14 protein-coding genes are annotated in these 14,289 nt (G+C 64.2%); 6 read left to right on the top strand and 8 right to left on the bottom strand.

All coding sequences use genetic code 11. The features are described from left to right. Positions 1-7: 7 nt before the first annotated feature. The 5 genes from OK015_RS19205 to OK015_RS19225 form a co-directional block, all read right to left on the bottom strand. The gene (locus OK015_RS19205) at positions 8-1,120 is read right to left on the bottom strand and encodes an epimerase (protein WP_268125467.1); all 1,113 of its coding nucleotides are present in this window, start codon (positions 1,118-1,120) and stop codon (positions 8-10) included. A gap of 49 nt (positions 1,121-1,169) precedes the next feature. Next, positions 1,170-2,495, bottom strand: coding sequence for an NAD(P)-binding protein (locus OK015_RS19210; protein ID WP_268125469.1), 1,326 nt, complete (start codon positions 2,493-2,495; stop codon positions 1,170-1,172). A 9-nt stretch (positions 2,496-2,504) separates the two neighbouring features. Beyond that, positions 2,505-3,338: a mycofactocin-coupled SDR family oxidoreductase gene (locus OK015_RS19215; RefSeq protein WP_268125471.1), complete on the bottom strand. Its 834-nt coding sequence runs from the start codon at positions 3,336-3,338 to the stop codon at positions 2,505-2,507. Between the two features lie 39 nt (positions 3,339-3,377). Continuing rightward, positions 3,378-4,571, bottom strand: a complete 1,194-nt coding sequence (locus OK015_RS19220; protein WP_268125473.1) for a cytochrome P450 — start codon at positions 4,569-4,571, stop codon at positions 3,378-3,380. Between the two features lie 129 nt (positions 4,572-4,700). Next, positions 4,701-5,795 (bottom strand): homogentisate 1,2-dioxygenase, encoded by a 1,095-nt coding sequence (locus OK015_RS19225; RefSeq protein ID WP_268132905.1) that lies wholly within the window; start codon positions 5,793-5,795, stop codon positions 4,701-4,703. A gap of 185 nt (positions 5,796-5,980) precedes the next feature. On the opposite strand from OK015_RS19225, the gene OK015_RS19230 reads away from it, so the two are divergent. Continuing rightward, a complete protein-coding gene (locus OK015_RS19230) occupies positions 5,981-7,147 on the top strand; it encodes a CaiB/BaiF CoA transferase family protein (protein WP_268125475.1) in 1,167 nt (388 codons plus the stop codon). Between the two features lie 18 nt (positions 7,148-7,165). Here the strand turns inward: OK015_RS19230 and OK015_RS19235 are convergent, their stop codons facing one another. Together OK015_RS19235 and OK015_RS19240 are read right to left on the bottom strand one after the other, a co-directional pair. Further along, on the bottom strand, positions 7,166-7,348 hold the full coding sequence (locus tag OK015_RS19235; protein ID WP_268125477.1) for a ferredoxin: 183 nt from the start codon (positions 7,346-7,348) through the stop codon (positions 7,166-7,168). A 15-nt stretch (positions 7,349-7,363) separates the two neighbouring features. Beyond that, on the bottom strand, positions 7,364-8,935 hold the full coding sequence (locus tag OK015_RS19240; protein ID WP_268125479.1) for an aldehyde dehydrogenase family protein: 1,572 nt from the start codon (positions 8,933-8,935) through the stop codon (positions 7,364-7,366). Positions 8,936-9,084: 149 nt separating this feature from the next. Between OK015_RS19240 and OK015_RS19245 the strand changes: the two genes are divergently transcribed. The 4 genes from OK015_RS19245 (at position 9,085) to OK015_RS19260 (ending at position 11,796) form a co-directional block, all read left to right on the top strand. Then, positions 9,085-9,573 (top strand): MaoC/PaaZ C-terminal domain-containing protein, encoded by a 489-nt coding sequence (locus OK015_RS19245; RefSeq protein ID WP_268125481.1) that lies wholly within the window; start codon positions 9,085-9,087, stop codon positions 9,571-9,573. Between the two features lie 81 nt (positions 9,574-9,654). Further along, positions 9,655-10,566 carry an alpha/beta fold hydrolase gene (locus tag OK015_RS19250; RefSeq protein ID WP_268125483.1) on the top strand — a complete coding sequence of 304 codons (912 nt, stop codon included), beginning with the start codon at positions 9,655-9,657 and terminating at the stop codon, positions 10,564-10,566. A gap of 123 nt (positions 10,567-10,689) precedes the next feature. Beyond that, positions 10,690-11,469 carry a hypothetical protein gene (locus OK015_RS19255; protein ID WP_268125485.1) on the top strand — a complete coding sequence of 260 codons (780 nt, stop codon included), beginning with the start codon at positions 10,690-10,692 and terminating at the stop codon, positions 11,467-11,469. Positions 11,470-11,601: 132 nt separating this feature from the next. Next, positions 11,602-11,796 carry a ferredoxin gene (locus tag OK015_RS19260; protein ID WP_268125487.1) on the top strand — a complete coding sequence of 65 codons (195 nt, stop codon included), beginning with the start codon at positions 11,602-11,604 and terminating at the stop codon, positions 11,794-11,796. A gap of 24 nt (positions 11,797-11,820) precedes the next feature. On the opposite strand, the gene OK015_RS19265 is transcribed toward OK015_RS19260, so the two are convergent. Beyond that, positions 11,821-12,978, bottom strand: a complete 1,158-nt coding sequence (locus tag OK015_RS19265) for an acyl-CoA dehydrogenase family protein (RefSeq protein ID WP_268125489.1) — start codon at positions 12,976-12,978, stop codon at positions 11,821-11,823. A gap of 399 nt (positions 12,979-13,377) precedes the next feature. On the opposite strand from OK015_RS19265, the gene OK015_RS19270 reads away from it, so the two are divergent. Further along, positions 13,378-14,253, top strand: a complete 876-nt coding sequence (locus tag OK015_RS19270) for an SDR family NAD(P)-dependent oxidoreductase (protein ID WP_268125491.1) — start codon at positions 13,378-13,380, stop codon at positions 14,251-14,253. The last annotated feature ends 36 nt before the right edge of the window (positions 14,254-14,289 follow it).

The following is a 14,289-nucleotide window of genomic DNA, read 5'->3' on the forward strand; positions in this document are numbered from 1 at the left end:
CATAGGTTCACCGGCCGCCTTCGTCGCGGCCGACGGACACGGTCTTGGGATGCGGCATCGGGTGTCGCACATCGGGCGCTTTGTCCGGAGCCTGATCACGCACCCATTGCACCGCTTGCAGGTAAGCGTCGATGAGCCGGTCTTCGGCGTCGTAGTCGAAACGCGCCGGATACAACGGATAATCCGCGGCCGTCACCGGGTTGGCGCTGAGCCACTGGACCGCCTCATCCATTGCCACGCGGGCGGCTACCACCTGCGTGTACCCGAGCTCCCGCTTGGCCTTGTCGTTGTCCAGAAGGATGTGCGGATCGCCACCGGGCGGCAACAGTTCGATGAGCGCCGACGGCGCCATCTCCCGCGGGACGCCGACGAATTCCATTTCGGCGCCCATGATGTGGGCGACGGTCTCGGCCCACTGCCGCACGGTGAACTGCTCATCATCGGCGGCGTTGTAGGCCTGCCCGTCCGCTATGTCTGGATGGTCGACCGCGCTGAGCACCACCTCGGCAGCATTGCGGCCCGCGCACCGCGAGATGATCCATAATCCGTTGTCCGGCAAAATCATCCGACGCCTGCCGTCACGCACCCGGCGCATCACCGACCACTCCCAAGGCACCAGGTTACGCGGGCCGTAGATCGCCGGGTAGCGGATCACGGTGCCCCGGTAATCCCCGGCTTGGGCCCGGTCGAATACGGCGCGTTCGGCGGCTCGAATCAATTTGGCAAACTTCGGCACCGGCTCGGTGCTGTCGGACAGCGGCCCGTCCTCGCGGGCGTTGAGAGCCATGCCATACGGGTGCACCTGCGCCGCTCGCAGGCAGCCACGATAGGCCGGCACGCCGCCGATGCTGATCAAGTGGCCGCACCGGCCGGCGAACACCTCGGCGATGCTGGCGACCCGCCCGTACATCGCCAGCACCAGGTCGTACTGTGCACCACCGACGGCCGCGGTCAGGGATTCCGGGAAGTGCGGATCAGCGTGGATGTGTGGGACATCCGGCAACCCGTCGGGTTCATGCACGCCGCGATGCAGCATCGTCACGTCGTGTCCCCGACGCAGCAGACCCTCCAGCACCGGGACACCCGTGGATCCGGTGCCACCGATGACAAGCGTCTTCATCGCCTCACCATTCGCGGTTGATTAACCAAACAGTAATTGGTTCTTGCCATCAAACCACACCGTCGACCCGCTTAGCCAGCACCGGTAACTGCGACGCAATGCGTTCGACCACCAACCGGGCCGAGTGGACGCAGCCACTCTGCCCCGCCGTCGCCCATTCCCGCACTCCGTCGCCGACGTTGAACAGGTTGGGAATCGTGGTGGCCTGCGGAAGGTCGCGGCCTGCGATTGCCCGTTGGGCCGGCCAGTCCTCCCCCGCACAGATTTGGATCGACAAGATCTTCGCCGTATCGAAGCCCGGAAAGTGTTCGGCAAGATCGGCTTTCAACATCTCGACCTCGGCGGCTTCGTCGAAGGTACCGGTAGCCGGATGCGGCGTGCTGGCGCCGGCGTAGAGATGCCATCCGAGTGGCGCCATCTCGGGACACGTCTCGGTCAGATTGGCCGCATACGCCAAGCGCCGGGTCGGACCGAAGAACACCACTCCCGGCACCGTGGTCAGCGGGCGCCGGCTCGCGAAGTTCACCGTGATCAGAGTGCTCGGCGCCGACTGCGCACGGATGCGTTCCGCGTAGCCGTCGGGCAGGTTCTCATCGCCGCACATTCGTACCGTTGCCACCGGGCCGGCATTGCTGACCGCGGCGCGTACCGCGACCGAGACGTCGGCACCGTCGCGACGCACGATCGCGCCATCGACGGACCCGGCATCGTCGAATGTGAACCGGCTGACCTCGCTATTCAGCCATAGCACCCCGCCGCCGCGCTCGAAGTCGTCAGCCAACACCTGCCACGGACCGATGCTGCCTTCGGGGTGCATCGCGTAGGTGTCCAAGGCCTTCGGTTTGGTGAGGTAGTCGAACAGCAACGCGGCTTCCACGTCGGCGGGCTCGGCGGCGAACAGGGCGCTGGTCAGGTTGCGCAGCAGGCCACGTAGGAACGGGCCGCGGCGGGCCGTCACGTCAGCGAGCGTGCGCCGCGGCGCGGGCCGCAGCCGAGGGAAGCGACGAGCGGTGACACCCAGCAGCGACACCAATGCTTGCAATGCCGCACCGGAGACCCCGTTCATCACCGGGATGTCGCGTTTGCCCAAACGCAACACGAGCGGCTGGGTAGGCAACCTGGTCCCCATCCGTAAATCCAAGTCGTCGAACAGCTTCCCGTTTTCGCCGCCGGTCTCGATGATCAACGCGCCGGTGTTGACCCGGAATCCCTCGATGTCGACCGTCGAGGCGCGTCCGCCGACTCGGTCCCGGCTTTCCGCCAGCAGGGTCCGGTACCCGAGGCGGTTCAGGCGTGCCGCAGCCGCCATTCCTCCGGCGCCAGCACCGATCACCAGGACGTCGAACACGTCGTCACCGGTCATATGGTTCGACACCGCCGACCCTCACTTGATCACCGCGCCCGCATCGATCGGCAGCGAGATCCCGGTGATATAACGAGCCTCGTCGCTGGCCAGAAACAACACCGCATTGCTCACATCGCCGGGCTCGATCCACGGCACCGGCAGCGCGTTCATCTCGCCGGCTGGCACCGCGAATTTCTCCCTGGTCGGGTGGGGATCATCGGGCAGGAAGACCCGATAGGTCGCCTCGTTCATAATCATCGGAGTATCCACGTTGGTCGGGTGGATGCTGTTGACGCGGATACTCAGCGGCGCGAGCTCAAGAGCCAGCGTCTTCATCAGCCCGACCACGCCGTGCTTGGCCGCGACGTAGTGCCCGATCCCGGGCTGGCCGACGAGCCCGGCGATGCTGCTGGTGAGCACGATCGAGCCGCCCTTATCCCCGGCGATCAGATGTGGCACCGCAGCTTTGGTCGTGCGCCACACCCCCGACAGATTGGTATCGATCACCTGCGACCAGCTCTGCTCGGACAGCTCGAAAGACGCACCGACGGAGAGGATTCCGGCGTTCGCTATCACGATATCGAGTCCACCGAGCTGGGCCACTCCGTCGTTCACCGCCGCGAGAAGCGCCTCACCGTCGCGGACGTCGACCTCACAGGTCACCACGCTCTGGCCGAGCTCCTTGACCTGGCGGGCAGTCGCCTCGAGATCCTCGGGTGTCGACAGCGGATATGGTACCGACTCAATCTGTCGGCAGATGTCGAGCGCAATGATGTCTGCGCCCTCGCTGGCCAGTCGCAACGCGTGGCTGCGCCCCTGGCCGCGGGCCGCTCCGGTGATTAACGCGACCTTGCCGGCCACCCGTCCGGTCATCCATTTCTCCAATCGGGCATAGACGAAATACGTTTCCGTTTAGAGCTTTTCGAATGTGAGGGGGACGCGGTCGGGGCAGTTGGCGATACCGGGAGCCCACTTGAGTTCGGCCGGATCCCCGTCGAACTTGAGGTTGGTGATCCGCGCCAGCAGTTCTTCAAACGCGATCGCGATCTCGACCCGGGCCAGGTGCATACCGACGCATCGGTGGATGCCCAGACCGAAGCCGGCGTTGCCGCCGCGCGGTGGGTCGAACTGCAGCCGATCGGCGTCTGGGAACTTCTCTTCGTCACGGTTGGCCGAGTCGAATCGAACCAGCACCCGGTCGCCCTTGCGCATCGGGCAGCCGCCGACCTCTGTGTCGCGGGTGACCGTGCGCCCGAAGCTGGCCACCGGGGACGCGTGCCGAATGAACTCGTCCATGTCGTTACGCACCCAACGCGGATCTCGCACGCGGGCTTCAAGTTCGGGCTGCAGCGCGATATTCATGGCGATGGTTCCGATCGCTGAGCGCGTCGTGTCCAGCCCGCCCAGGAACAGCACGCAGATGGCGCCCAGCGCCTCGTGCGGTTCCAGTGGCTTACCGTCGACCGTGCCGGTGACCAGGGACCGCAGGATGCCGTCTTCCTCCGGCGGGTTTTCGGTGGCCGCGGAGAGGTATTCGGCGGCGAGCATCCCCAGATTTATGAAATCCTGTTCGGTGCCGTCCTCGGTCACGGCGAAGACGACCTCCTTGGCCCGCTCCATTTTGGCCATGTCAGTCTCCTTGAAGACCACGGACGCCAGCACCCGCGACACGAACGGCCCGGCGAACTGACCGAGGAGCTCAACTTCTCCTTTGTCGACGAACCCCGCGATCAACTCACGGGCGATGTCGCGCATCTCGTCCTCGAATGTCAGTGCGTATTTGCGCGACAGGTACGGGTTAAGGAGCTTGCGAAATCCGGTGTGCAGCGGAGGATCCGAGTCCAGCGGGCCGAGCCCGATCGGGGTAGGCGCGGGTGAACCTCCCTGCGAGGAGAACGTTTCCGGATCCTCGAGGACGGTGCGGACGTCGGCGTAGCGAGTCACCATCCACATTGGACCGGTCAGTTCGGTTTCGGTACGCACGACCGGACAATGCTCGCGAGCGTAGGCGAAAGCGTCGTACTTCCAGTTCTCGTGTTCAGGGTCGAACAGGTCGAAAGTGTGGAGCAGGACGGCGAGGTTGCGATCAACAGCGGAAGAGGTCATCGAGACGGCTCCCAATCTCGGTCGAACAGTTCTCAAACAGCGTTTGGTATTTAATTGGCCAGCATGCCATATGAAGTAGATCACGTCCAACACCGGATGTGACCTGCGCAGCTCTTTCCCGCCCAGCCCTCAGGCCTGCACGACGGGGTCCAATTTCAGCGGCCGCGCGGCCTCGACCATGATGATCTCCCACTCGATCCTGGAGTGCTCGTCCCATTCGCGGCGAGACTTGATGCGAGCACGATCCGGGAAGCCGTGGTGAATCCCCTGCGGATCATGGCTCACCAGGCCAGATTTGAGTGGGCGTCCGAGTGATTTTCCGCCGTGGATCAAGGCGATCTCGTCGTAGTCGGCGTTGCGATGGAACCACGGAATACGCTCCACTCCCGCGACTGTCTCGAACGGGCGCGGAAGCAGGTTGATGATGTTGATGCCGTCGGCGACCAGAAAGCAATGCATCGACGGCGGCAAATGCAGGCTGTCGGACATGATCACGTTCCAGTCACCGATGTTGAACGCGAACGGAAAGTAGTCACCCTTCCAGCCCTGCACGTCGCACGGGTGATTGTCGACGTAGATCGACGAGTACTCGTGGTCGTATTTGACCCTGATCTCGTATTCGTCGCGATCCGAGGCGATCGCGGCGGGCTCAGGCACGCGGATCACGTCGGGATCGAAGGGGGCGTGACGGCCCAACCCGACGTAGGTGGGTGCCCGCAGTTCACCCACTGTCTCGATTCCGAACAAGATGGTCTCGCCGGCGTCGACCGCGAACCGGTGCGTGATCGCCTTGGGAATGACGATGTAATCGCCTTGGCCGTAACCGATTGGGCCGAATTCCGTCTCGACGGTTCCCGACCCCCGATGGACGAACCAGCACTCGTCGCCGTCGACGTTGCGCCGGTAGAACGGCATCGGCTCGGCCCGGCGTGACAGCCAGATGGTGGCGTCGGCGTTGTAGTAAAGCCGTTGCGGGTTTCCCCGCGCATCGGTGAGGTCCTCCGGCTTGATGTCGCCGAGCATGACGCTCGTCGACTTGAACCGGCCTTCGGTGCGGAAGACCGTCGGGTCGTTGGAGCGATACAACACGGCCTCTCGGCCGTCGAAGCCCCGCCGGGTGAGTTCATCGTCCTTGAGCAGTTCGCCGTTGCTACCCGCGCCGGGCAGATTGCGGTGGGCCTGCCTGCTCGTCTTGCCCTTGCTGAGCTGGATCAACGTACGCATGGTCATGGCCTCAGCCTAAAACATCATCAAGCATTTGACGATCATTATTTGGTTTTTGCCGGCCAGCGGCGAGGTGCGGCAAAAGTGCCCTAGTAACCGGTTATCGGCGTACCGCGGCCCCCGCATCCGAGCGTTCACACCGGAATGCAGCCGCACAAACAAACTATGTTTGGTACCTTGACCGGGTGGTCCAGCTTCCGCCGCCAAGCGACGCCGGTGTGCCGCCGTTGACCGGGGTGCGGGTGCTGGACCTGAGCGCGTTGGGACCCGGCCCATTCTGTTCGATGCTGCTTGCCGACTTCGGAGCCGACGTGGTTTCGGTCGAACGGCCCGCGGCCTCGCACCCCTTCGATCCGGCCAAGTCGCTGGCGCGGGGTAAACGATCGGTCGTGGTGGATCTGCGCGCGGAGCGCGGCGCCGAGGTTATCGCGCGGCTTGCGGATGCCGCCGATGTCCTGCTGGAGAGCAACCGGCCCGGCACGATGGAACGCCGCGGGCTGGGCCCGGACGTACTGTGCGAACGCAATCCGATGCTCATCTACACGCGGTTGACCGGCTGGGGTCAACACGGGCCCTACCGCGACAGGGCTGGACACGACATCAACTACGCCGCGGTCGCGGGCACTCTTGGTGTGATCGGCGACGACCGGCCGGTACCGCCACTGGCCATGCTGGGCGATCTGGCGGGCGGCTCGCTGTTCGCCGCGTTGGGAATTGTGATGGCGCTCTACGAACGCACCGTCACCGGCCGGGGCCAAGTGATCGACGCGGCGATCGCCGACGGCTCGGCGCTGCTCAACCTCACCAACCTCGCCGAGTTCAACGCGGGTATTTGGGCGGGCCGCGGTCGTCACATCTTGTCCGGAGCCGCGCCGTTCTACGGTCCCTATCCCTGTTCCGACGGTCGGTTCTTCGCCGTGGGTGCGATCGAACCGAAGTTCTACGCCAACTTCCTTGGCGCCCTTGGGATCGACGACGTCGACATTTCAGCCCAACTCGACCCCGCGCATTGGGCTCAATTGCACGACAGGGTCGCGGCGGTTTTCACGACCAAGCCGCGCGCCCACTGGACCGCGGTGTTCGCCGATATCGACGGTTGCGGAGCACCGGTTCTCGACCTCGGCGAACTCGCCGACGACCCCCACTTGCGGGCCCGCTCCACGATCGTCACCGCGCCGGACGGCTCGGTGACCGCCAACCCCGCACCTCGGCTGTCCCGCACCCCGGGGCGCGCCGGACCCTCACCGAGGACGCCGGGTGCGGACACCCGAGACGTACTGCGGGAGGCGGGTTTCAACGATGCTGAAGTCAGCGCCTTGATCGCCGAGGGGACCGTCGCAGCGTCCGGTTGACACCGCTACCGTCCCGGATCACTCCATCGTCACGGCGTGCTCCGGGCAGCTCAGCACCGCCTCGTCGATATCGGCCTTGTCCACGTCCTCGACATCGTCACGCAGTACCGTCCCGAAACCTGCGTCGTCCATGTCGAAATACGCCGGCGCGACGAGCACGCACCGGCCGTGCCCCTGGCACTTACCTGGGTCAATGGTCACATGAGACAACGTCTTTCACCCCTCGCGATTCTTGCCCCGGCGGCCAAGCCGGCGCCGCCAATCGTGCGCTCCGGTGAGCCGCACCAACCGGGCCTGAAGTCGGCCCATCCGCGGCAGATATGGGTACCAGTGCGGTTCGGATTTCAGATTGAATCGCTCGGTCACAACCGCCTGCTGACGGCAGAACTTGAGAAGTCCAGCGGCTCCGCCGTTTCGACCACCAACCCCCGATGACTTCCACCCGCCCATCGGCAAGGTAATCAGCATGGTCGCCGACAGCACGCTGTTGATGTTGACCGCGCCGGTTTCCAGCCGGCGCGCGACCCGGTCGGCCCGTTCCTTGTTCCCGCTGAACACACTGGCGGCCAACCCGTACGTTGAGTCGTTGGCCAGCCGGATCGCCTCGTCCTCGTCCCCGACCCGCATCACCGGCAGCGTCGGACCGAACGTTTCCTCTCGCATACATGCCATCGAATGGTCCACGCCCGTCAGCACCGTGGGCTGGAAGAACGTGCCGCCGTCGCCCCGCCTGCCGCCGGTCAGGGCGCGAGCGCCGGCCTGCAGCGCATCGGCAACGTGCCGCTCGACGATGCGCACCTGGTTCTCGGTGGCCATCGCCCCGATGTCGGTTTCGAAGCTGCCATCGCGGTCCATGCCCTGGCGCAGCGCCGCGACTTTGTCGGTCAGCTTGGCCACGAATTCGTCGTAGACCTTGTCCTGCACATAGATGCGCTCAACCGACACGCAGATCTGACCGGAGTTCCACAGACCACCCCACACCGCGCCGCTAGTCGCACGGTCGATATCGGCGTCGTCGAGGACAATCATCGCGTCCTTGCCGCCGAGCTCTAGACCGCACGGGATCAACCGCTCCCCCGCTCGAGCGGCGATCCTCCGGCCGGTGGCCGTCGACCCGGTGAACTGCACCATGTCCACCTCGTCGACCACCGCGGCTCCTGCGGCGCCACCGCCCGTCACGCACGCCAGCACTGGGGGCCCCTTGATCTCCTCCAACCAGCCGCGAGTCACCTCGGCCCAGGTCAGTGGCGTCACCTCGGACGGCTTGAACATGACGGCCGCTCCGGCCATCAGCGCCGGAATGCCATCGATCGTTGGGGTGGCCAGTGGGCCGTTCCAGGGGGTGACAACGCCCACGAGCTGATGCGGGCGATGGAAGACGCGCAAGTTCTTGGTCAGCGCCATCGCACCCGAACGCTCCACGGTGCGGTCAGCGAGGAATTCCGCCGCGTGCTTGGTGAAATAGTTGACCGTATCGACCACCACGGCAGTCTCGACCTGGGCGTCACCCCACGACTTACCCGTCTCCTCCTGCATCAGGCCGAGTAACCGCTTCTCGTTGTCGAGCACCCAGTCCAGCAGTCGCAGAACATGTTTGGCCCTGCCACTAGGGCCCAAATCTTCCCACGCCGGTTGCGCGGCACGCAGCTGCTGCGCGACTTCGTGCACCCGCCCGGACGTCATGTCGGGGACGGTGCCGACCAGCCGCCCATCGGCAGGGCAGCGGACTTCGATGCATCCTTGCCCGCGCAACGAGTCGCTCACGCCCAAATCGGTCTGCGTCGTCATCGACGGTCCTTTCGGTGGACTGCGGTGGCGATATCCTAACAATGTTTGGTACTAAATGGAGGCGGTCGGCGGCACCCTCAATCCGCCGACCGCCGCAAAACGCCCCGGTCGCCCGAACACGGGGAGCAGCAACCCTCTAGCCTGACCGGATGAGCCTGCCGCGCCATGAGGGCCGCGATCTTGCGGCCGTGCCGCCCCATCAGACGCTGTACGCGGAAGATCTCGCTGTCGGCGACTGGATGGACCTAGGCCACGTCGAAGTGAGTCGCGACGAAATCATCGAATTCGCAAGCAAATTCGACCCGCTTCCGATCCACGTCGATGGAACCGAATCCCCGTTCGGGGACGTGATCGCCAGCGGAATGCACACCCTATCGCTGTTCGCCAGCCTCTCATCGCCCAAGTTCATGGCTCGGCTCGCGCTGATAGCAGGCAAGGGGCTCGATCGGTTACGACTGCCGAACCCGGTCCGTCCCGGCTCGGTGCTGACCGGATCGCTAATGGTGCTCGAGGTCAAGACGGGTCCCCGCAAAGCCGATGTGCACTGCCGTTACGAGATGGTGGACCAGAATGGCGACCTGGTCATGACGATGGTGGGCATCCAGGTCGTTCGTCGCCGTCATCCCGCAACAGACTGACACTGTCTGGCCCGAAAGACCCAGCGTGCGTTAACCTACCGCCATGAGGTTTTGTCCGCGGCGCCGACAAGGGCTTTGGTGATGACGTCGTCACCGGCCAGTCGGGAGGCAGCTGTTCCGCACTGGACTGACATCGACTGGGCTCCGTCGATCGCGAATCGCGTGATCAACGGCCTGCGGTTGCAGTACCTCGACTACGGCACGGGCCCGGCTGTAGTTTTGTTACACGGCATGGCCTCCAGTTGGCAATGGTGGCTTGAGAACATTCCTGCACTGGCACAGCAGCACCGTGTCATCGCGGTCGACTTACCCGGGTTCGGACAATCCGAGCCGTTGCCCGCACCGGCCGAAATGGCCACCCACGCGCGCACGGTGCTCGATCTGCTCACCGAGCTCGGCATCGAATCAGCGACTATCTCAGGGCATTCCATGGGTGGTCTGGTCGCGATAGAAATGTTCAAAGCCGACCCGCAGCGCACGTCGAACCTGATTCTGGTCGACTCCGGCGGTGTGCCGATGTCTGAGCGACGCCTGGCAGCGATTCTCGTGGTGCTGCGGCTGTGCTCGGCGATCTTGCGACGACGCTTTGTTCGCCGGGCGCTGGCGAGCAAGGTGTGGGTTCGGCGGATAGCGCTTCGTGCGGCCTTCCGCGATCCCCGTGCCATGTCGCCGGAGCTGGCGGCCGTGTCCATGCCGGTATTCGGGGGCCCGGGTTCGGTCAACGCCATCCCTGCCGCCGCGCGCTCCGTGCACGCTACGGTGCCCGAATCGATCACCTGCCCGGTCCTCCTCGTATGGGGCGAGCACGACGTCGTTGTGCCTCCCGTGTCCGCGTACCAGATGCACGACAAGCTGCTCGACTGCGAACTCGCTGTTTTCTCCGGCTCAGGGCACAGCCCGATGGTCGAATTCCCCGACCAGTTCAACGATTTGACATTGAAGTTCCTGGCCGCACGAAAAAGTAGCGGCAGCCAGAGACACCAAGTTTCGTAATTGATCCACGATCCGGAGGCGCCCCATGACCGAACTGGTCAACGATCCGGATCGGGTGCTGCACCCGTTGCGACGCAAGGCCGGGGTCCGTCCTGACTGTGGGCCAACCCGCAGGAGCGTTCGATGAGCCACCACGTGCCCGATATCGCGAACACGACGATGCCCGGCGCCGCACAAATGCTCTTCACGGTGGTCACCGGCGTACCGATGTTGATCGTGCTGGCCATCGCGATCGAGCAGGTGCGCCGGGGCAAGGGCCCCTTGCTGCTGTTTTGCTTCATCGGCGGCGCGCTGGCCGCGTTGTTCGAGCCGGTGGCCGATGTCCTCAGTTGTCTGTACTTCCCCGTACTCGGGCAGCACACTGCCTTCACCGCACTTGGCCGTCCAATCCCGTGGGCTCTGGTGTTCGCCTACCCGTGGTTCGTCGGTGGCCAGGGTTATCTCTCGTACCGGGCCTTCTCCAAAAGAGTTCCGGCAGTGCGTATCTGGCAGCTCTGGGGTGTCTTCGCGGTCAGTAACGTGCTCGTCGAAACGCCGGGCGTGCTCACCGGCTTCCACACCTACTACGGCAATCAACCACTGAACTTCTGGGGATTTCCGCTGTGGCAGGCTGCCGTTCAGTCGATTATGCCGATGGCGGCCGGAGCACTGATCTTCGCGCTGCATAGCAGGCTGGGCGGCGGCTGGAGACTGGCGGCGATCATCCCGCTGCTGCCTATGGCTGACGGTATGGTCAACGCCGGCCTAGCTCTTCCGATTTGGCTCACCCTCGGTTCAGATACGTCGCTCGTGGCCACCTACCTCGGCGCCGCGGTCACGATTGGCCTGGCCGCTTATGCGGTTTGGCTGTTAGCCGAACTACTGGCACGAAAACCGGTTGCCTCCGACATCAAAGCCGTATGAGTCACCGCGCGCAACGACGGCCGCGAAACCCCGCGGGGAAGCTGGACTCCCAAACAACTAATGCCTATAGTTTTGCGTGAAGCGCAGGTCAGCCCCTTTTGGCGTCAAGCAGTCGAGCGGAGGCGATAGGTCATGAAGGTTCATCTTGAACGTGGCAAGTGCACTGGACATGCGCAATGCTTCGCGGTCGAGCCGGACTTGTTTCCCATCGACGACGACGGTTACTCGACGCTGCAGGACCACGCCGTCGCCCCCGGCGACGAGCAAGCCACCCGTCTGGGCGTGAACGCCTGCCCCGAGGTTGCGCTGATCATCGAGGAGGACTAGCGAGTACCGGCGAGCGGTTGGTGCTCAGCCCGAAGCAACCATCAGATCCCGGCGGATGATCTCGCGCATAATTTCATTTGTGCCGCCATAGATTCGCTGAATACGCGCGTCGATGAGTGCCTTGGCGAACCGATATTCCGGCACGTAACCGTAGTCGCCGTGTAGTCGGAGGCCGGCATCAATCACCTTGCCCTGCAACTCGGTCGCCCAATACTTCGCTTTGGCTGCATCGACGGCGGTCAGGGTGCGGCGATTGTAGGCGCACACACAGCGATCCACGTACGCCCGAGACACCTCGATCGCCGTCTTCATTTCGGCCAGCAGGAATCCCGGCGACTGAAGATCGCCGATTCGTTCGCCGGACGCGCGCTGCCGGCTGACGTAGGTCATCGTCCAGTCGAACACCGCCTCAGCGGAAACCTGTGCGGCAATAGCGATCCCGAGACGCTCCAGCGGCAGGCTCTGCATCAGGTAGGCGAATCCCGCTCCCCCGTCGCCGAGCAGATTGTCCCTTCCGAGGAGCACGTCGTCGAACATCAGCTCGGCGGTGTCCTGCGCATGCAGTCCCACCTTGTCCAGCTTGCGGCCGCGGGAGAAGCCAGGCGTGCCCTCCTCGACCACGAACAAGCTGAAGCCTCGGGAGCCCGCGTCCGGGTCCGTCTTGGCAAACACAATGACCAGATCACACAAGATGCCGCTGGTGATGAAAGTCTTGGAGCCGTTCAAAACCCAGCCGCGCGCGTCTTTCTTGGCAGTGGTCTGGATGGCGCGCAGATCGCTGCCCGCGGCGGCTTCGCTCATCGCGATGGCTCCGATGGTCTCGCCGGTCACAAATCCGGGGAGCCACCGTTCTCGCTGTGCTTCGCCGGCGTGACGTAGCAGGTAATTCAACACGATGTCGTCGTTGGTGGAGAACCCCGATTGCAGGGCCGAGGCGCCAACCCGCGCGATCTCCTCCTGGATCACCACTCGATAGCGGTAGTCCCGTTCATCGGCTCCGCCGAACTCTTTTGGCGCGGCCTGGCCGAGGAGGCCGAGCTTCCCCGCGATCCGCCAGGTCTCGCGGTCGATCAAACGATCGGCGTCCCACTGCTGCAGCTTCGGAACCACATGGGTCTCCACGAATCCGCGTACCGACGCACGAAACCGTTCGTGGTCCACGTCGAACAGGTCGCTGTCCATCACACCTCCGCGTCCCGACCCAATAACCTTTCTGTCGTAGATTACGGCCTGGGGGCCGCTGGTGGGTAGCAGGGTCCGACGTCGCGAGTCGCGGTCCGCGCCGTTGGACACAGTTCGGCGCGATCAGCGATGATTTCCGAGCTTAAGCCTGTGTACAGGCAATGTTTCCAGCCAACGCAGGTAACCCGGACAAGGCGAGCCGGGCGGTCGAACCGCAAATCAGCTGACATTTTTTGATTGACGTCTCATACCTAGTGTCGTAAGTTTAACGCCACGGAGACTGTAGCTGATGTCACACCGCGTGCCGCGCGGGTGCAACACTTCGCTCGTCAACCGCATCCAGGCTCCGACACGTGAGGCTTTTCGGACCCGCAACAGAGCGCCAACCGAAGGAGGACGATGAAACTCGAAGGCAAGGTTGCCTTGATCACCGGAGCGGGCTCTGGCCTTGGCCGACAAGCGGCGCAGCTGTTCGCGGCCGAGGGTGCCAGAGTCGCAATCGTCGACATCGACGCCGATCGGGCCGAGCAGGCGTCCAAGCTGGTCGAGCAGCAGGGCGGTGACGCCATCGCGATCACCGCCGATGTCGCACAGAAAGACCAAATAACCACCGCGGTCGCCAACACCGTCGATCACTACGGCAAGCTCGACATCGCTTGGGCCAACGCGGGAATTGTGTCGCGCGGTGGCGCAGCGGCTCTGGGTACCGAGCAGCCTGTCGAGTTCGAGGACATGACCGAGTCCGATTGGCAGCACGTGTTGGGCGTCAACCTGACTGGTGTTGTCTACACAGCGCAGGCCGCGGTTCCCCACCTGAAGGCCAACGGCGGCGGCACCATTCTGGCGACGTCATCGGCGGCGTCGCTGGTCGCCTACCCAAAGATTGCCTTGTACTGCGCGACAAAGGCGGGCGTCAATGGCTTGGTGCGCGCGTTGAGTTTGGATCTGGGTCGCTACGGCATCCGCGTCAATGCCATTGCGCCGACGCACGGCATGTCGCCCAACTTCTTGCTGCCCCCGGGTGCGCCGGTAGTCGGCCAATCCTACGAAGAGGTTGCGGGCCCGTGGAATCCCACTATTTCGCCAATACCGCTGAAGGTGCCCCGGCCTCCGTCGCTGCTCGACAATGCCAAGGTGGCGCTGTTCTTGGTCTCCGACGACTCGGCCTACATTTCCGGGGCCACCCTTGGGGCAACCGACGGGGGCACCCTTGCCCGCGTCGGAATGTGGTTCCCCGAAGACCTCAACCCCGAGCCCGTTCCCAACGCGAATTGAGCTGGCAAATAACTGATTTCGCAATTGATTGGAGCG

This window comes from Mycobacterium sp. Aquia_216, from assembly GCF_026723865.1.
GTDB lineage: Bacteria > Actinomycetota > Actinomycetes > Mycobacteriales > Mycobacteriaceae > Mycobacterium.